At 65.3% G+C, this 17,662-nt stretch carries 13 protein-coding genes; 4 read left to right on the top strand and 9 right to left on the bottom strand.

Annotated elements, in window-relative coordinates:
• Positions 1 to 107 precede the first annotated feature (107 nt).
• The 4 genes from metH to RMR04_RS08730 form a co-directional block, all read right to left on the bottom strand.
• Entirely contained in the window at positions 108 to 3,863 is a 3,756-nt protein-coding gene (gene metH, locus RMR04_RS08745; RefSeq protein WP_311915777.1) for a methionine synthase, read from the bottom strand.
• Between the two features lie 138 nt (positions 3,864 to 4,001).
• Positions 4,002 to 4,913, bottom strand: coding sequence for a methylenetetrahydrofolate reductase [NAD(P)H] (gene metF, locus RMR04_RS08740; protein WP_311914183.1), 912 nt, complete (start codon positions 4,911 to 4,913; stop codon positions 4,002 to 4,004).
• Positions 4,913 to 5,911: an ArsR/SmtB family transcription factor gene (locus RMR04_RS08735; RefSeq protein WP_311915776.1), complete on the bottom strand. Its 999-nt coding sequence runs from the start codon at positions 5,909 to 5,911 to the stop codon at positions 4,913 to 4,915. Before RMR04_RS08735 ends, metF begins: the two co-directional genes overlap by 1 nt.
• A 69-nt stretch (positions 5,912 to 5,980) precedes the next feature.
• Positions 5,981 to 7,444 carry an aminotransferase-like domain-containing protein gene (locus RMR04_RS08730; protein WP_311914180.1) on the bottom strand — a complete coding sequence of 488 codons (1,464 nt, stop codon included), beginning with the start codon at positions 7,442 to 7,444 and terminating at the stop codon, positions 5,981 to 5,983.
• A gap of 104 nt (positions 7,445 to 7,548) precedes the next feature.
• On the opposite strand from RMR04_RS08730, the gene RMR04_RS08725 reads away from it, so the two are divergent.
• Positions 7,549 to 8,412, top strand: coding sequence for a DMT family transporter (locus RMR04_RS08725; protein ID WP_311914179.1), 864 nt, complete (start codon positions 7,549 to 7,551; stop codon positions 8,410 to 8,412).
• A gap of 174 nt (positions 8,413 to 8,586) precedes the next feature.
• Here the strand turns inward: RMR04_RS08725 and RMR04_RS08720 are convergent, their stop codons facing one another.
• Positions 8,587 to 8,790 carry a cold-shock protein gene (locus RMR04_RS08720; RefSeq protein ID WP_069692535.1) on the bottom strand — a complete coding sequence of 68 codons (204 nt, stop codon included), beginning with the start codon at positions 8,788 to 8,790 and terminating at the stop codon, positions 8,587 to 8,589.
• A 132-nt stretch (positions 8,791 to 8,922) separates the two neighbouring features.
• Positions 8,923 to 11,136 carry a glycoside hydrolase family 3 N-terminal domain-containing protein gene (locus RMR04_RS08715; RefSeq protein WP_311914177.1) on the bottom strand — a complete coding sequence of 738 codons (2,214 nt, stop codon included), beginning with the start codon at positions 11,134 to 11,136 and terminating at the stop codon, positions 8,923 to 8,925.
• A 122-nt stretch (positions 11,137 to 11,258) separates the two neighbouring features.
• Here RMR04_RS08715 and RMR04_RS08710 point away from each other — a divergent pair, with 122 nt between their 5' ends.
• Positions 11,259 to 11,885, top strand: a complete 627-nt coding sequence (locus RMR04_RS08710) for a YitT family protein (RefSeq protein ID WP_311914176.1) — start codon at positions 11,259 to 11,261, stop codon at positions 11,883 to 11,885.
• Between the two features lie 67 nt (positions 11,886 to 11,952).
• A complete protein-coding gene (locus tag RMR04_RS08705) occupies positions 11,953 to 13,098 on the top strand; it encodes an alpha-hydroxy acid oxidase (protein ID WP_311914174.1) in 1,146 nt (381 codons plus the stop codon).
• Between the two features lie 9 nt (positions 13,099 to 13,107).
• Here the strand turns inward: RMR04_RS08705 and RMR04_RS08700 are convergent, their stop codons facing one another.
• The 3 genes from RMR04_RS08700 to RMR04_RS08690 all read right to left on the bottom strand — a co-directional run bounded on the left by RMR04_RS08700 (position 13,108) and on the right by RMR04_RS08690 (position 17,050).
• A complete protein-coding gene (locus tag RMR04_RS08700; protein WP_311914173.1) occupies positions 13,108 to 14,118 on the bottom strand; it encodes a sensor histidine kinase in 1,011 nt (336 codons plus the stop codon).
• A 240-nt stretch (positions 14,119 to 14,358) separates the two neighbouring features.
• Positions 14,359 to 16,011 carry an energy-dependent translational throttle protein EttA gene (ettA, locus tag RMR04_RS08695; RefSeq protein ID WP_311914172.1) on the bottom strand — a complete coding sequence of 551 codons (1,653 nt, stop codon included), beginning with the start codon at positions 16,009 to 16,011 and terminating at the stop codon, positions 14,359 to 14,361.
• A 148-nt stretch (positions 16,012 to 16,159) separates the two neighbouring features.
• Complete coding sequence (locus RMR04_RS08690) at positions 16,160 to 17,050, bottom strand: LysR family transcriptional regulator (RefSeq protein WP_311914170.1); 891 nt, start codon at positions 17,048 to 17,050, stop codon at positions 16,160 to 16,162.
• A gap of 156 nt (positions 17,051 to 17,206) precedes the next feature.
• Between RMR04_RS08690 and RMR04_RS08685 the strand changes: the two genes are divergently transcribed.
• Positions 17,207 to 17,584, top strand: coding sequence for a cupin domain-containing protein (locus RMR04_RS08685; RefSeq protein WP_311914169.1), 378 nt, complete (start codon positions 17,207 to 17,209; stop codon positions 17,582 to 17,584).
• Positions 17,585 to 17,662: the final 78 nt, after the last annotated feature.

Raw genomic sequence — 17,662 nt, 5'->3', positions numbered from 1 at the left:
CAGCAATGACGATCGCCCGCCGATAGCCCTTCAGCCCGGCATCATCACGAACACGCAGCTCATCGAGCCTACGGCCCATGCCGCGCCAGCCGCGACGGAAGACGGCGTTACTCCGCCGCTTCCAATCGATAGGCCGAAGGCTCGTAGTTCAGGATCGGCGCGAGCCAGCGCTCGACCTCGTGGATCGGCATGCTCTTGCGGGCGGCGTAATCCTCGACCTGATCGCGCTCGACCTTGGCGACGCCGAAGTAATAGGCGTCGGGGTGCGAGAGATAGAGCCCCGAGACCGAGGAGCCCGGCCACATCGCAAAGCTCTCGGTCAGCTTCACGCCGACGCGCCGCTCCGCCTGCAGCAGCTCGAACAGGGTTTCCTTCTCGGTATGGTCGGGCTGAGCCGGATAGCCCGGCGCCGGCCTGATGCCGCGATACTCCTCGCGGATCAGGTCCTCATTGGCCAGGTTCTCGTCGGGCGCATAGCCCCAGAACTCGGTGCGGACCTTCTGATGCATGCGTTCGGCCATGGCCTCGGCGATGCGGTCGGCCAGCGCCTTGACCATGATCGAGCGATAGTCGTCATTGTCGCGTGCGAATTTCTCGGAGATGCGCTCCTCCTCCGCACCCGTGGTCACGACGAAGGCGCCGATATAGTCGGGCCGTTCAATCCCCTCCGGTGCAACGAAATCCGACAGGCACATATTCGGCTTGCCGTCGCGCTTGGAGAGCTGCTGGCGCAGACCGTGGAAGCTCGCGAGCGTCTCCTGCCGGCTCTCACCGGTATAGAGGCGGATATCGTCGCCCACCGCATTGGCCGGCCAGAAGCCGATGACGGCCTTGGGATTGAACCAGCGTTCTTCGACGATACGTTTCAGCATCGCCTGCGCATCCTCCCAGAGCGCGCGCGCCGCCTCACCCTGCTTCTCGTCCTGGAGGATCGCAGGAAAACGCCCCTTCATCTCCCAGGTCTGGAAGAACGGCGTCCAGTCGATCACCGGCACGAGATCGGCGACGTCATAGGTGCGGAAGACACGCGTGCCGAGGAAGCTGGGCTTGGGCGGCATATAGCTCGTCCAGTCCGGCTTGAAGGCATTAGTGCGCGCCTTGACCAGCGGCAGGCGCTGCTTGTCGGCCTCGGAGCGGCGATGCGCCGCCGCGACCTTGGCATATTCAGCCTGGACGCCCTCGATATAGGCCGGCTTCTGGTCCTGCGACAGCAGGCTGGAGACGACGCCAACCGCACGTGAGGCGTCGGTGACATAGACCGTCTGGCCCTGGCTGTAGGCCGGGTGAATCTTCACCGCCGTATGGACGCGGCTGGTCGTCGCCCCGCCGATCAGCAGGGGAATGTCAAAACCCTCGCGCTCCATCTCGGAGGCGACCGTCACCATCTCGTCGAGCGAAGGCGTGATCAGGCCGGACAATCCGATGATGTCGACCTTCTCCCGGCGGGCGGTGTCGAGGATCTTCTGCGTCGGCACCATCACGCCGAGATCGATGACCTCATAATTGTTGCACTGGAGCACGACGCCGACGATGTTCTTGCCGATGTCGTGGACATCGCCCTTGACGGTCGCCATCAGCACCTTGCCGGCAGCCGAGCGCTCGGTGCCGCCGTTCAGGCGCTTCTCCTCCTCCATATAGGGCATCAGATAGGCCACCGCCTGCTTCATCACGCGAGCGGACTTCACCACTTGCGGCAGAAACATCTTGCCGGCGCCGAACAGATCGCCGACCACGTTCATGCCGGCCATCAGCGGGCCTTCGATGACATGCAGCGGCTTGTCGGCCTTGGCGCGGGCCTCCTCGACATCCACGTCGATGAAGGCGGTGATGCCGTTGACCAGCGCATATTCGAGACGCTTCTCGACCGGGTTGTCGCGCCAGACGAGATCCTTGGCCGAGACAGCGACGGAACCGTCGCCCTTGAAGCGCGGGGCGGCATCGAGCAGCCGCTCGGTCGAATCCTTGCGGCGGTTGAGGACGACATCCTCGCAGAGCTCGCGCAACTCGGGGTCGAGGTCGTCATAGGAGCCGAGCTGGCCCGCATTGACGATGCCCATATCCATGCCGACTTTGATGCAGTGGTACAGGAAGACCGAATGCATCGCTTCGCGGACTTTTTCGTTGCCACGAAACGAGAACGACAAGTTCGAGACGCCGCCCGAGATATGGGCGTGCGGCAAGGTCTCGCGGATCGTCTTGGTCGCCTCGATGAAGTCGTTGCCGTAATTATCGTGCTCTTCGATGCCCGTCGCGACCGCGAAAATATTGGGGTCGAAGATGATGTCTTCGGGCGGGAAGCCGATCTCCTCGGTCAGGAGCTTGTAGGCGCGGGTGCAGATCTCGATCTTGCGCTGATAGGTATCGGCCTGCCCGGTCTCATCGAAGGCCATGACGACGACGGCCGCACCATAATTGCGGCAGATGCGGGCATGTTCGAGGAAGGCTTCTTCACCCTCCTTCATCGAGATCGAATTGACGATCGGCTTGCCCTGGATCGTCTTCAGCCCGGCCTCGATGACATTGAACTTCGACGAATCGACCATGATCGGAACCCGCGAAATATCCGGCTCCGAGGCGATCAGATTGCAGAACTCGGTCATCGCGGCCTGCGAGTCGAGCAGGCCCTCATCCATGTTGATGTCGATGACCTGCGCGCCATTGGCGACCTGGTCGCGCGCGACATCGAGCGCGGCGGCAAAATCGCCCTCCTTGACCAGCTTGCGGAAGCGGGCCGAGCCGGTGACGTTGGTGCGCTCGCCGACATTGACGAAGGGGATGGTCTCGTCGAGCGTGAAGGGTTCAAGCCCCGCCAGCCTGAGATAACGCTTGATCTCAGGGACCTGCCGCGGCGCCTTGCCGGCGACAGCTTCCGCAATGGCACGGATATGGCCGGGCGTCGTGCCGCAGCAGCCGCCGACGACATTGACGAGGCCGGCATCGGCGAATTCGGCCAGCATGCCGGCCGTCGCCTCCGGGCTCTCGTCATAGAGGCCGAATTCGTTGGGCAGGCCAGCATTGGGATAAGCGCAGATCAGCGTATCGGCGACGCGCGACAGATCCTTGATATGCGCCCGCATCTCGCGCGCGCCGAGCGCGCAGTTGAGGCCGACCGTCATCGGATTGGAATGGCGGATCGCATTCCAGAAGGCCTCAGTCGTCTGCCCCGACAATGTGCGGCCGGAGAGGTCCGTGATCGTGCCGGAGATCATCACCGGCAGGCGCAACCCCTTCTCGCGATAAACATCCTCGATCGCCACGATCGCCGCCTTGGCGTTGAGTGTATCGAAGATGGTCTCGACCAGGATCAGCTCCGAGCCGCCATCGATCAGCCCGCGCACCTGCTCGGCGTAAGAATCGCGGACCTGGTCGAAGGTCACCGCGCGGAAGCCGGGATTATTGACGTCGGGCGAGATCGAGAGCGTGCGATTGGTCGGGCCGATCGCACCGGCGACATAGCGGCGGCGGCCATCGGCCTTTTGGGCGATCGCGGCAGCCTCGCGGGCGAGCTTCGCCGAGGCGACGTTCAATTCATAAGCCAGCGCCTCCATGCCGTAATCGGCCTGGGCGATCTGGGTCGAGGAGAAGGTGTTGGTCTCGACGATGTCCGCGCCGGCCATGAAGTAAGCCAGGTGGATGTCGCGGATCGCCTCTGGCTGGGTCAGCACCAGCAGGTCGTTATTGCCCTTGAGGTCATGGTTCCAGCCCTTGAAGCGCTCGGCCCGGAACTCGGCCTCCGAGAGCTTCAGGTTCTGGATCTGCGTGCCCATCGCGCCGTCGAGCACGAGGATGCGCTCGGAGGCGGACTGGCGCAGCGCGCGCTCGATCTCGGCGCCGTCGACAGGAGTAGGCTTGAACTCGGACATCGTCACGCTTTCGTCTCAAGTTTTATGGCGCCGACAGCGCGCCCTCAGCGTCATTGCGAGGCGTGAAACGACGAAGCAATCCAGGGTTCGTAAAACTCTATGAATCTGGATTGCTTCGCTTCGCTCGCAATGCCGAAATCACTCCGCCGCAACAGCCTGCGCCGCCGTCTTCTCGGGCTTCAGGCCAACCAGATGGCAGATCGCATAGACCAGATCAGCCTTGTTCATCGTGTAGAAATGCAGGTCCGAAACGCCGCGATCGATCAGATCGAGCACCTGCTCGGCGCAGACGGCAGCCGCGACCAGCCGACGCGTCGCGGCGTCGTCCTCCAGCCCCTCGAAGCGGTCGGCGAGCCATTGCGGCACGCTCGCGCCGGTCTTGCGGGCGAAGTTCGCGGTCTGCTTGAAATTCTGCACCGGCACGATGCCGGGCAGGATCGGAATATCGATGCCTCGCGCCCGGACCTTGTCGAGATAGCGGAAATAGACGTCGTTATCGAAGAAGAACTGGGTGATGGCGCGCGTCGCCCCGGCGTCGACCTTCTTCTTCAGCGCGTCGATATCGGCGTCGAGCGAGGCGGCTTCCGGATGCTTTTCCGGATAGGCCGAGACGGTGACCTCGAAATCGCCGACGCGCCGGATACCGGCGACGAGATCCGAGGTCTGGTGATAGCCCTGCGGATGCGGCTCGTAAGCCGTCCCCAAGCCACCCGCCGGGTCGCCGCGCAGCGCCACGATATGGCGCACGCCAGCCTCCCAATAGGAGCGGATGACGTCATCGACCTCGTCGCGCGTCGCCGACACGCAGGTCAGATGTGCGGCCGGCTTCAGTGCCGTCTCCTCGACCATGCGCTTGACGGTGGCGTGGGTGCGCTCACGCGTCGAACCGCCGGCGCCATAGGTCACCGAGACGAAGCTCGGCACCAGCGGCTCGAGCCGGCGCACGCTTTCCCATAGCGCGGTCTCCATCTCCGCCGTCTTGGGCGGGAAGAATTCGAAGGAGACTTTTGGGCGGCGCGAGCCGTGCCGGCTGGGGCGAAACGCATTCATCAGGCAACCTCGAGATTGGTTTGACGCAAGCTCTGCTCAGCCGGCTTGCGCCGGTCCTGCCCGCGCCAGAGCATGACGGTGAGCTCAGCGGAGACGCCGCCCGCTGATTTGATCTCCTCGGCGAGATCGCAGTTAAGCCCGGCCTCCGAGAACCAGCCGGAAATCTGGGCTTTTGAGAAGCCCAGCCGGCGATGCGCATGCTCGGCGCGCAGGAACTCCATCTCATGGGGCGCGAAATCGACCACGATCAAGCGCCCGCCGGGGCTGAGCATCGCCGTCGCCTCGCGCACGGCGCGGCCAGGATCGTCGAGGAAATGCAGGACCTGATGGATCACGACGAGATCGAAGGAGCCGCGCGTGAAGGGCAGCGCGTAGATGTCGCCCTGGCGCAATTCCACGCGCGACAGCCCGGCCTTCTCCAGATTGGCGCGCGCAACCGCAAGCATGGCGTGATTGGCGTCGACGCCGACGGCGCGGCCGAAGGTCGGCGCAATCCGCTCCAGCATGCGTCCCGTGCCGGTGCCGAGATCGAGCAGCGCGCCACGCGCGCCTTCGCGGGCGGCGGCTTCCACGGCGGCTTCGACCGCCTCATCAGGCACATGCAGCGAGCGCAGCCGGTCCCAGTCGCGCGCAACGCTGGCGAAATAGCCCTGCGCCGCCTCGGCGCGCGACATGCGCACCGCCGACAGCCGTTCGCGATCGGCAGCGAGCACCGGATCGCGCGGATCGAGCCAGGCCGCGAGCGAAGCGGCGAAGGCGCCGCCCGCCCCGGTCTCGTCGAGCCGGAAGAAGGCCCAGGCCCCCTCGCGCGAGCGCCGCACCAGCCCGGCCTCGGTCAGCAATTTGAGATGGCGCGAAATGCGCGGCTGCGACTGGCCGAGAATGTCGGTCAGATCCGACACCGACAATTCACCCTCGGAGAGCAGCGCCAGGATACGCAGCCGCGTCTCTTCACCGGCCGCGCGCAGGCCGGCGAGCAGAACATCGGACGAGACCATGGTCGGCTGGCGCAAGCGCTCGAACTCCGCGATGAAGCCAAGAAAGATATAAAGATATCTTTATGTCAATCACGGCGTTCGCGCAAGCTCAATCTGTGCCGGCGCCCCGCGCCGCGCACCGTGCCGCGCGGCGGTCGCCATGGCCCGCCCAAGCGCGCTGAACAGACGCGGATCGCTGGATTGCGCGACATTGAAGCGCAGGAACCGGCCCGCCGATTGCGACAGGCTGTAGACGTTACCCGGCGCCAGCACGATGTCCTCCGCCAGCAACTGCCGCGCGATCATCGAGGAATCCAGCCCCTCGGGCAGCACGCACCACAGGAACATGCCGCCGCGCGGCTCTATCCAGGGCTGGATGCCCATGGCCTTGAGCCGTGCCGAGGTCTCGCTCATGGCCCGCGCCAGACGCGCGCGCAGCCCATCCATGTATTTGCGATAGCTGCCATCCCTGAGGATGGTCAGGACCATCTCGGCCGCAAGGCGGCCGGTGCCGAAGGAGGCCGCAATCTTGAGATCGATCAGCCCCTCGATCCAGTCCCGCTTTGCCGCAATGTAGCCACAGCGCACCGAAGCCGAGAGCGACTTGGAAAAGCTGCCGATCTGGACGACGCGGTCGAGCCCGTCGAAAGCGGCCAGGCGCGGGGCCGGCTCCAGCTCGAAATCGGCGAAGATGTCGTCCTCGATGATCGTCAAGCCGAACTGGTCGGCGAGCTTCAACACGCGATGGGCGACGACCGGGGACAGCGTCGCGCCAGTCGGGTTGTGAAGCGCGGAATTGGTGATGTAGAGGCGCGGGCGATGCTCCGCCAGCACCTGCTCGAACTGCACGGTGTCCGGCCCGTTCTGGGTATAGGGCACGCCCACGATGCGGACGCGATGCGCCCGCAGCAGGGCGTGAAAATTGAAATAGCAGGGATCGTCGACGAGAACCGTGTCACCCGGCTCGACCAGAAAACGACAGGCGAGGTCAAGCGCCTGCGTACCGGATTCCGTCAGCATGATCCGGTCCGGCCCAACCTCGATGCCGTGGAGCGCCATGCGGCGGGCCAGCACCTGCCGCAGCGGCGCCAAGCCCAGCGGGGTACCGTAATCCGCCAGCGTTTCGGCCGGCGCACGCGACAGCGCCCGCAACGCCCGGCGCATGCTGTCCTCCGGCAGCCAATCGGCCGGCAGCCAGCCACAGCCTGGCTTGAGAACGCCATCACCGGCATCGAGCGATTGCCGCGAGACCCAGAACGGATCGACCGCGCGCTCGAGCCTTGGGCCCAGATCGGCGACCGAGAAGGGCGGCGCATGTCCCACCACATAAAAGCCGGAGCCGCGCCGCGCCTGGATCACGCCTTCGGCCGCGAGGCGATCATAGGCCTCCACCACGGTCGATTTCGACACGCCCATCGTCTCGGCGAGGCTGCGCAGCGAAGGCAGCTTGGCTCCCGGCGCAAGCGCCCGCCCCGCAATCCGCTGGTTGACGGCCGCCATGACGCGCTCGACCAGCGTGCCGTCATCGCTGTTCGGCAGAACCCAATCATGCATCCGTATCGCTCCTGAAAGCAGCACAGTTTGTATCAACTGTATTGAACTGTCTCTGGAAAAACGACGCCGCACCCTCGATGCATGCAGAAATCGGAGCGTGATCGATGGACAAGACCTTGAGCGGCTGGATCAACGGCTTGATCGGCGTGCTGATCTTCAGCGGCTCGCTGCCTGCGACGCGGGTGGCGGTGGCCGATTTCGACCCCGTCTTCCTCACCGCCGCGCGGGCCGCCATCGCCGGCATCCTCGCGCTCGGGCTCTTGCTCGCTTTCCGGCAGAAGCGGCCGGAACGGGGAGATCTCGTCTCGCTCGTCGTGGTCGCGCTCAGCGTCGTCGTGGGCTTCCCGCTCCTGACGGCGCTGGCGCTGAAGCACGTCACCTCGGCCCATTCCATCGTCTTCATCGGGCTGCTGCCGCTGGCGACGGCGATATTCGGCGTGCTGCGCGGCGGCGAGCGTCCGCGCCTGGCCTTCTGGCTGTTCTCCTGCCTGGGCAGCGCACTCGTCGCCGGCTTCGCCATGACCCACGGCTTCGACGCCTCACCGCTGGGCGATCTCCTGATGCTCGCCGCCATCATCATCTGCGGCCTCGGCTATGCCGAAGGCGCGGCGCTGTCGCGCAGGCTCGGCGGCTGGCAGGTGATCTCCTGGGCGCTGGTCCTGGCCTTGCCGATCATGGCGGCGCTCACTTTCAGCACCATGCCGGCGTCGCTCGCGCAGACAGGCGGACCGGCCTGGCTCGGGCTCGGCTATGTCTCGCTGTTCAGCATGCTGATCGGCTTCGTCTTCTGGTATCGCGGCCTCGCCCAGGGCGGCATCGCCGCCGTCGGGCAATTGCAATTGTTGCAGCCCTTCTTCGGATTGCTGCTGGCGTCGATGCTGTTGAACGAGGCGGTCAGCTGGCAAATGGTCGCCGTCTCGGCGGCCGTGGCGCTCTGCGTCGCAGGAGCCAAGCGCTTCGCGCGATGACCAGGGCGGCGGCCTACTCGCGCTCGCAAGCGTCTGCGGCGATCGTCACGATACCGCGAGCCCGCTGCCCGAGTTCCACCGCAGCGAAAAACCGCCCGCGATCTCCTGCGCAAAGCCCTTCGTTATCGCAGCAGCCAGGATGCGATCTCCAGACATAGGCCAAGCTCGAAAGGGTCAGATCAGCTGGAGCGATCCCGCCGCCGTCTTGCCGCGCTCGGTCTTGAGCTCGAACGAGACTTTCTGCCCTTCCGTCAGGGTCATCAGGCCTGCTTCCTTTACGGCAGTTATATGGACGAACACGTCCTTGCCGCCGTCAGCAGGTTGAATGAAACCAAAGCCCTTCTCAGTATTGAACCATTTTACGGTTCCGGTCGCCATCGCCGCATCCTTTGGAGCCACGCATCTTGCCAGCCGACGGATGCAAGCGTCCGAAGGCCGCGCCCTCAAAGGATTGACCGAAAATTCATCCTTGTCGAGACCAAAGGGAATGCAGGGCGCGAGGCGATCCGATCAAGACTTGGTCAGAATGAAGCTGACCGTTTCCGACGCCCGCGACGAGCCGCCGAGATAGATTTCGAAGGTTCCGGGGTCGAGGACATAGCGCCCCGCGTCGTCATGGACGCCGAGCCGGGCCACATCCAGCTTGAAGCGCACCGTCCGCGTCTCCCCGGCGCGCAACGCGACCTTCTCAAATGCCTTCAATTCGCGCAGCGGCCGCGAGCGGCTGGCGACCGGCTGGCGGATATAGAGTTGCACCACCTCCTGCCCGTCGCGGGAGCCGGCATTGCCGACATCGACCGAGACCTCGACGGTCCCGTTCATCGGTACGCTTGCCTTGTCGACACGCGGATTGGCATAGGTGAAGCGGGAATAGGACAGGCCATAGCCGAACGGGTAGAGCGCCTCGTTCTTCTCGTCCATGAAGATGGATTCATAGCGCTGGCGGACCTTCTCGGGCCGGCCGGTCGGCAACTGGTCGTAATAAACCGGGATCTGCCCGACCGAGCGCGGAAAACTCATCGGCACGCGCCCTGACGGATTGACCTTGCCGGCCAGAACATCAGCGATGGCGGTCCGCCCTTCCGTGCCGCCATGGAAGGTCTGGACGATCGCCGCGACATGGGCCTCGGCCCAGCTCAACACCAAAGGCCGCGCCGTCGCCAGCACCAGCACGACCGGCTTGCCGGTAGCGACCAGCGCCTCCAGCAGTTCCTGCTGCACCCCGGGCAGGCCGAGATTGGTGCGCGAGGCGCCCTCGCCCATGAACTCGCAATCCTCACCCAGCATCGCGACGATCACGTCGCTCGCGGCAGCCGCGCGCAGCGCAGCGCCCTTGTCGGCGAACTCCGTGCCGCAGGCTTTGGTGAAGGCGGGCTCGTAGACGACGTTCGCGTCAGCCGGCAGTCGCTCCTTCAGCGCCTCGGGCAGCGCCTGGATGACGCGCCGGCCAAGCCCGGCGGGATCGGTCCAGACCCGCTCATCCTCGGGGCGCGCCATCGCGCCGATGACCGCGACCGATTTGACGCCCGCCGCGATCGGCAGCGTCTCATTGGCGTTCTTCAGCAGGATCACCCCTTCCTGGGCCGCCTTCAGTGCCACCTCGCGGGCGGCCTGCGTCTGCATCAGCGCCGGCGCCGCAGCCGGATCGATATCGGCGCGCTCGAACAGGCCGAGATGGAATTTCACCCGCAGCACCCGGCGCACGGCCTCGTTCAGAGCCTTCATCGGCACGCGGCCGGCCGTCACCTCATTGCCGAGATGCTTGAGATAGACATCGCCCATCATGTCCATGTCGATGCCGGCAAGCAGCGCCTTGCGCGCGGCCTCGGCATCATCCTTGGCGATACCGTGCAGCCTGAGTTCGGTGATCGAGCCGAAATCCGAGGTGACGAAGCCCTTGAAGCCCCATTTCCCGCGCAGCAGATCGGTCAGCATGCCGCGATGGGCGGTCGCTGGCATGCCGTTCAGCGCGTTGAACGCCGCCATCGCCGTCATCGAGCCCGCCTCGAACGACGCCTTGAACGGCGGCAGGTAGAGATCGTACAGCTGGCTCGTCGGGATCCAGGTCGAATTATAGTCGCGGCCGGCTTCCGCCGCGCCATAGCCGACGAAATGCTTCGCCGTGGTCGCGACGCCGCCGCGCTGATAGCCATGGGTGCGCGCTGCGGCCACGACCGAGGCGAGATACGGGTCCTCCCCCGCCCCTTCCAGCACCCGGCCCCAGCGCGGATCACGCGAGATGTCGACCATCGGCGCAAAGGTCCACTGGATGCCCGCGGCGCGCGCCTCGCGGCCGGTCCAATAGGCCGCCTCTTCGATCAGCTTGGGATTCCAGGTCGAGGCCTGGCCGAGCGGCAGCGGAAAATAGGTCGAGAAGCCGTGAACCGCGTCGAGCCCGATGATCACCGGGATCTTCAGGCGCGATTCGCGCGCGGCGTGCTGGACGGCGAGCACCTCGCTGGGCACGACGAAGTTCATCACCCCGCCCATGTGGCCGGTCTTGATCTGGTTGATGTCGAAGCCGTCGCCGCGCCCCGAGAGATGGAGCTGCCCCACCTTCTCCTCCAGCGTCATCTTCGCCAGCAGCGCGTCGATGCGCCGTTCGATCGCGGCGGCCTCGCGCCCGGTCTTCCAGGCGACGGTGTCATCGGCAAAGGCGTTATCAGCAAAGGCCTGGGGCGCAACAAGGCAGAGCAGGAACGCAGCGACGAGCCGCAGGATCATGGAACAGGTCTCGCTCACTGGCGGAAAGGGTGGTCCGGCCCTACAGGATCGCTCCGCATGGCTCAACCGTTGCATCGCCGCAGGGCGAGCCCTGCCGAAGGCGCGCGAACCGGGATGACGCGATGACGCAAGCTGCCACCGCCTTGGAGACGGGCGAACGCCACCGCTTCTATGAAGACGTGTTGGCAATGCTGCTCGGCACCTTGATGGTGAGCATCGGCATCGTGCTCTACACCAAGGCGACCTTGCTCACGAGCGGGGCGGCGGGCCTGGCGCTCCTGCTGCAATTCGCCACCGGCATCAATTTCGGCATCCTGTTCTTCGCCCTCAACCTGCCCTTCTACTGGCTGGCGATCCGCCGCATGGGCTGGCGCTTCGCGGCGCGCACCTTCATCGCGGTCGGGCTTGTCTCGGTCTTCACCTGGGCGACACCGGCCTGGCTCCGGATCGAGGCTGTCGACCCGCTCTATGCCGCGATCGCGGGCGGCAGCTTCATGGGGCTCGGCCTGCTCGCGCTCTTCCGCCACCGCACCGGGCTTGGCGGCATCAACATCCTGGCGCTCTATCTGCAGGAGCATCACGGCATCCGCGCCGGCTGGTTCCAGCTCGGCGTCGATGTGGTGATCCTCACCGGGGCGCTCTTCCTGCTGCCGCTCGACAAGGTGCTGATCTCGCTAGCCGGCGCAGCCGTGCTCAACCTCATCCTCGCGATCAACCACAAGCCCGGACGGTATATGGGGGTGTCGTAAGGAGCGGTTGCCACCTGCAAATTTCCATGCGACCTCGCCGTCAAACACACGCGTGGAGGCGACGAGCATGGCCCAGCCCCTGACCATCGAGGATCTGCGCATCCTGGCCAAGCGCCGGGTGCCGCGCATGTTCTACGACTACGCCGATTCCGGCGCCTGGACCGAGGGCACCTACCGCGCCAACGAGACCGATTTCGCCGTCATCAAGCTGCGCCAGCGCGTCGCCGTCGACATGACCAACCGCACGCTGGCTTCGACCATGGTCGGCCAGCCCGTCGCCATGCCGGTCGCGCTCGCCCCCACCGGCCTCACCGGCATGCAGCACGCCGATGGCGAAATCCTCGCCGCGCGCGCCGCGGCCAAGGCCGGCGTGCCCTTCACGCTCTCGACCATGAGCATCTGCTCGCTCGAGGACATCGCCAACCATGTCGGCAAGCCGTTCTGGTTCCAGCTCTATGTGATGAAGGACCGCGACTTCATCGCCCGGCTGATCCAGCGCGCCAAGGATGCCGGCGTCACGGCGCTGGTGCTGACGCTCGACCTGCAGATCCTCGGCCAGCGCCACAAGGACATCCGCAACGGCCTCAGCGCACCGCCCAAGCCCACCATCGCCAACCTGATCAACCTCGCCACCAAGCCGCGCTGGTGCCTGGGCATGCTCGACACGCCGCGCCGCTCCTTCGGCAATATCGTCGGCCACGCCAAGGGCGTCGGCGATCTCTCCTCGCTCTCCTCCTGGACCGCCGAGCAGTTCGACCCGGCCCTGAGCTGGGACGACGTCAAATGGATCAAGGATCTCTGGGGCGGCAAGCTGATCCTCAAGGGCATCCTCGACCCCGAAGATGCCGAGATGGCAGCCAAGAGCGGCGCCGACGCGTTGATCGTCTCCAACCATGGCGGCCGCCAGCTCGACGGCGCACTGTCCTCGATCGCGGCGCTGCCGGCTATCGTCGAGCAGGTCGGCGGGCGCATGGAGATCCTGTTCGACGGCGGCATCCGCTCGGGCCAGGACGTGATCAAGGCGCTGGCGCTCGGCGCCCACGGCACCTTCATCGGCCGCGCCTTCCTCTATGGGCTGGGCGCCATGGGCGAAGAGGGCGTCACCCGCTGCCTCGACATCATCCGCAAGGAACTCGACATCACCATGGCGCTGTGCGGCCTGCGCGATGTGCGCGATGTCGATGGGCGGATTCTGGTGGGCGGCAAGGGCTGAAGCCCCCGTTCACTCGGCCGTCAGGGCCTCGAGCGGCGCCACCAGCGTGAAGATGACACCCGTCGGCGGGTATTCCATCCCGGCCGTACCGGCAAAATAGCCCGCCAGCGCCCGCTCGATCATGCGTGAGCCGAACCCGACATGCGATGGCGGGGTGACGACCGGCCCGCCTGTCTCCCGCCACTCGAACCGGAACTGCGGCGGGCTCGCCGCGTGGTCGATCGTCCAGGCCACGCCGACCCGGCCAACCTCTCCCAACAGGGCCCCGTATTTCATCGCATTGGTCGTCAACTCGTGCAGCGCCAGCGACATCGCCAGCGCGCATTTCGAGGACAATTCGACATCGGGCCCGTCAACCCCAATCCGGTCCGCCTCGCCCTGGGGCGTTACGACTTTGGCGACGAGCTCATGCATGCGAGCTCTCGACCAGGCCGACTGCGTCAGCAGATCCTGGGCATCGGCCATGTTCTTCAGCCGGTCCATCAGCGCGGCCTTGGCATCGGCCAGTTCCGCGCCGCTCCTCAGCGTCTGGTTCGCGATCGCCTGGATCATGGCGATGGTGTTCTTGATGCGATGCTTGAGCTCCAGCGCGAGCAGCCGCTGGCGCTCCTCGGCGCGCTTGAGTTCCGTGACGTCGCGGGAGACCGACAGGATGCTTTCGGGGCGCCCGTCCGGACCCAGAATGGGCGAAACCTGCACATCCCACCAGCGCGGATTTCCCAGCGCGGTATTGGCGGCGCCCTGGAAACGCGAGCTTCGTCCCGCTTTTGCCGCCGCAATCGCCGCCTTCGCATCGGCATTGCCGTCGCCCTGCCAGAAGTCCGGCCAGGAGCAGCCCCTGACCGCATTGAAGTCGCTGATCTCCATCACGCGCTGGCCACCCTCGCTCATGAAGCTGAGCGCGCCGTCGAGGGTCAAAACCTTGATGCAGTCGTCCGATGCGGCCAGCAGGCTGCGCATGAACCTCGCATCGACCTCCTGCCGCTCCGGAGCTGGGCCTTCATCGGCGAGGTCGTACACGGGTCGTTCGTTCCATTCACTGCGGAGACGTCAAACTTCGGCCTATAGAGGCGTGATCACCCCATGTCCGTGTCTTTTGACATATCATACGCGCCAAACCTCGCATCGGAGGCAGCCCCCCGGTGCGCGAAGCAAATCCCGAAGCATGAGACACGTCTCAACGCATAAAGAACCGGCGCATAAAGAAAGGGCCAGCGCTCCGGTCCCGGAACGCTGGCCCTGAAAGTCGAATCCGTCTCGTCAGCGCGAGAACTTCTTGTACTGGATGCGCTTGGGAATCGTGGAATCGATGCCCAAACGGCGCTTCTTGTCTTCCTCGTAATCGGCAAAATTGCCCTCGAACCATTCGACATGGCTCTCACCCTCGAAGGCGAGGATATGGGTCGCGATGCGGTCGAGGAACCAGCGATCATGGCTGATGATCACAGCGCAGCCGGCGTAGTCCTCCAGCGCCTCCTCCAGCGCCCGCAGCGTATCGACGTCGAGATCGTTGGTCGGCTCGTCGAGCAGCAGGACATTGGAGCCCGCCTTCAGCATCTTGGCGAGATGGACGCGGTTGCGCTCGCCGCCCGAGAGCGAGCCGACCTTCTTCTGCTGGTCGCCGCCCTTGAAATTGAAGGTCGAGCAATAGGCGCGTGAATTGATCTCGCGCTTGCCGAGATAAAGGATGTCGTTGCCGCCCGAGATTTCCTCCCAGACATTCTTCTTGTCGTCGAGCGAGTCGCGGCTCTGGTCGACATAGCCGAGCGTGACGCTCTCGCCGACGGCGATCGTGCCAGAATCGGGCTTGTCCTGGCCGGTGATCATCTTGAACAGCGTGGTCTTACCGGCGCCGTTGGGGCCGATCACGCCGACGATGCCGCCCGGCGGCAGCTTGAAGGACAGGCCGTCGATCAGGAGCTTGTCCTGGAAACCCTTCGACAGATTGTCGAAATCGACGACGTTGTTGCCGAGCCGCTCGGCGATCGGGATGATGATCTGCGCGGTGTCGGGCCCCTTGTTGTTGGCCTTCTGCACGAGCTCGTCATAGCGCTGGATACGGGCCTTGCTCTTGGCCTGGCGCGCCTTGGGCGAGGCCAGAACCCATTCCTGCTCGCGCTCCAGCGTCTTCTGACGCGCGACATCCTCGCGGCCTTCCTGGGCGAGGCGCTTCTGTTTCTGCACCGACCAGGCCGAGTAATTGCCCTCATAGGGAATGCCCTGGCCGCGATCGAGCTCGAGGATCCAGCTGGTGACGTTGTCGAGGAAGTAGCGATCATGGGTCACGATCAGGATCGCGCCCGGATAAGTCCGCAGATGGCCTTCGAGCCAGGCGGTGGTCTCGGCGTCGAGATGGTTGGTCGGCTCGTCGAGTAGCAGCAGCTCCGGCTGCTCGAGCAAAAGCTTGCACAGCGCGACGCGGCGGCGCTCACCGCCCGAGAGCTTCGAGACTTCCCAATCGTCCGGCGGGCAGCCCAGCGCGTCCATCGCCTGCTCGACCTTGGAATCGAGATCCCACAGGCCCTTGGCCTCGATCTCGTCCTGCAGCTTGGTCATCTCGTCGGCGGTCTCGTCGGAATAGTTCATCGCGAGCTCGTTGTAGCGATCCATGATCGCCTTTTGCGGCGCCACGCCGAGCATGACGTTGTCACGGACGTTGAGTGTCTCGTCGAGCTTGGGCTCCTGCGGCAGGTAGCCGACGCGCGCGCCCTCGGCGACCCAGGCCTCGCCAGTCCATTCCTTGTCGAAGCCCGCCATGATCTTGAGCAGGGTCGACTTACCCGCGCCGTTGACCCCGAGCACGCCGATCTTGGCGTCGGGGTAGAAGGAGAGATGGATGTCCTTGAGGATCTGCTTGCCGCCCGGATAAGTCTTCGACAGGCCGCGCATATGGTAGATGAACTGACGGGACATGGGGCGTGCGGGCTCCGCTCTCGGACTGGTGGGCCGGGGCTTTCGGGAATGTGCCGCGTATGTAGCGAGGCGGGCCGCTTGCCGCAACCGGTGCGGTGCAAGCCCGCCGGTCCCACGTGTCGCGCGTGGCGTCCTCGCCTCGCCACCTCTACCCTGTGAAGATCGGCTTCAGCGCGGCCCGCTGTTCGACGATGAAATCAAAGAAGGCAGCGACGCGAGGCGTACGCCGGAGATCGGGGTGAGCCAGGATTCGCCAGCTTCGCGTCAGTTCCGGGATCGGGCCGAGGATCCGCACGAGACCGTCATCGGCGTCTCCGAGCGCGGTCGGCAATGGGCCGATGCCCACGCCGGATTTGACTGCCGAAACCAGGCCGAGGACGCTGTTGTTGCGCACGGCGAAGCGGGCGGCCGGTGCGACCTCCGCGAGCCATGTCAGCATGCGGTGCGAGCCGAGCGTCGTTTCAAAGCCGACCAGCGGGTGCTGCGCCAGTTCCTGCGCGGTCGTCGGCCGACCGTGCCGCTCGACATAGTCGGGGCTGGCATAGATCGCCCAGAGCGAGTCGGCGATCTTGCGTCCGACAAGCTCATCATCGGTGTCGCCGGAGCGGAAGGCGACATCCGCCTCGCCCTGCGACAGATCGAGATAGCGGTCGCTGGTCACGAACTCGACGCGCAGCTTCGGATGGCGCGCATGGAAGGCGTCGAGCAGCTTCGACTGAACGATGCGCAGCACCAGCGGCTCGGGACAGGTGACGCGGATCACGCCGTCGAGTTCCCGCGCGGTGTCGTCGAGATACTGCTCCAACTCGCCCACAGCGCGAGCGACCCTGCGGGCCATCGGCAACAGGCTCAAGCCATCGGCCGTGAGCCGATATCCCGCAGGATGCCGGACGACCAGGGCGCGGCCGATCCGCCGCTCGAGTTCCGAAAGCCGTCGCTGCACGGTCGACTGACTGAGGCCGAGCGATTTCCCCGCCGCGATCATGCTTTGATGCTGCGCGACAGCAAGGAAAGGCTTCAGATCGTTCCAATCGAACATGCTCGACCTTGCAGTCTTGCGGCCCCTGTCCACAGCATTGAGGCTGCCATAATCCGCAGCTCAGGCCTACCCTTTCGGCAGTTCTGACAAGGCGTCAGACCCTAGCCGGAGGAAAGCGCCATGCGCATATCATCATGTTTGGCTGCGGCGGCTGTCGTGGGTCTTCTTCTGGGGGCCAGCGCGCAGGCGCAGGAGGCCGGTCTTGCGAAGCCGAACCTCGTGCTGCGCCAACTCGTCGAAGCCATGCCGCGTGACGCCTCGCAGGAAGTCCGCATCCTGACCGCGACCTTCAAGCCCGGCGACAGGACCGTCCGGCACAGCCACCGCTTTCCCGTGACGGTCTATGTCCTCGAAGGCGCCTTCACGCTGGAACTGAAGGGACAGCCAACCGTGGTGGTGAAGGCTGGCGAGGCCTATGTCGAACCGCCGCATGTCGAGATGGTCGGCTACAACCGCAGCGCCGCCGAGCCGACGAAGGTGGTGATCTTCTATGTGAGCGGCCGCGACACGCCATTCCTCGACCCGCTGCACTGACGTGGCCACGCTACCTCTCCCGACGGCCTCTCGCTTCACAAACGCGCCAGCCCTGCTCCTGCCCGCTTCCCCCGGCCC

The sequence above is a fragment of the Bosea sp. 685 genome (assembly GCF_031884435.1).
Taxonomy (GTDB): Bacteria; Pseudomonadota; Alphaproteobacteria; order Rhizobiales; family Beijerinckiaceae; genus Allobosea.
This window is presented reverse-complemented; position numbering and strand designations above follow the sequence as displayed.

Excerpts from the sequence above, each read along its gene's own strand:
- RMR04_RS08705 (WP_311914174.1), top strand. The coding sequence starts at position 11,953 with ATGGCCCAGCCCCTGACCATCGAGGATCTGCGCATCCTGGCCAAGCGC.
- RMR04_RS08735 (WP_311915776.1), bottom strand. The coding sequence starts at position 5,911 with ATGGTCTCGTCCGATGTTCTGCTCGCCGGCCTGCGCGCGGCCGGTGAA.
- RMR04_RS08730 (WP_311914180.1), bottom strand. The coding sequence starts at position 7,444 with ATGCATGATTGGGTTCTGCCGAACAGCGATGACGGCACGCTGGTCGAG.
- RMR04_RS08710 (WP_311914176.1), top strand. The coding sequence starts at position 11,259 with ATGACGCAAGCTGCCACCGCCTTGGAGACGGGCGAACGCCACCGCTTC.
- RMR04_RS08720 (WP_069692535.1), bottom strand. The coding sequence starts at position 8,790 with ATGGCGACCGGAACCGTAAAATGGTTCAATACTGAGAAGGGCTTTGGT.
- ettA (WP_311914172.1), bottom strand. The coding sequence starts at position 16,011 with ATGTCCCGTCAGTTCATCTACCATATGCGCGGCCTGTCGAAGACTTAT.
- metF (WP_311914183.1), bottom strand. The coding sequence starts at position 4,913 with ATGAATGCGTTTCGCCCCAGCCGGCACGGCTCGCGCCGCCCAAAAGTC.
- RMR04_RS08725 (WP_311914179.1), top strand. The coding sequence starts at position 7,549 with ATGGACAAGACCTTGAGCGGCTGGATCAACGGCTTGATCGGCGTGCTG.
- RMR04_RS08690 (WP_311914170.1), bottom strand. The coding sequence starts at position 17,050 with ATGTTCGATTGGAACGATCTGAAGCCTTTCCTTGCTGTCGCGCAGCAT.
- RMR04_RS08715 (WP_311914177.1), bottom strand. The coding sequence starts at position 11,136 with ATGATCCTGCGGCTCGTCGCTGCGTTCCTGCTCTGCCTTGTTGCGCCC.
- metH (WP_311915777.1), bottom strand. The coding sequence starts at position 3,863 with ATGTCCGAGTTCAAGCCTACTCCTGTCGACGGCGCCGAGATCGAGCGC.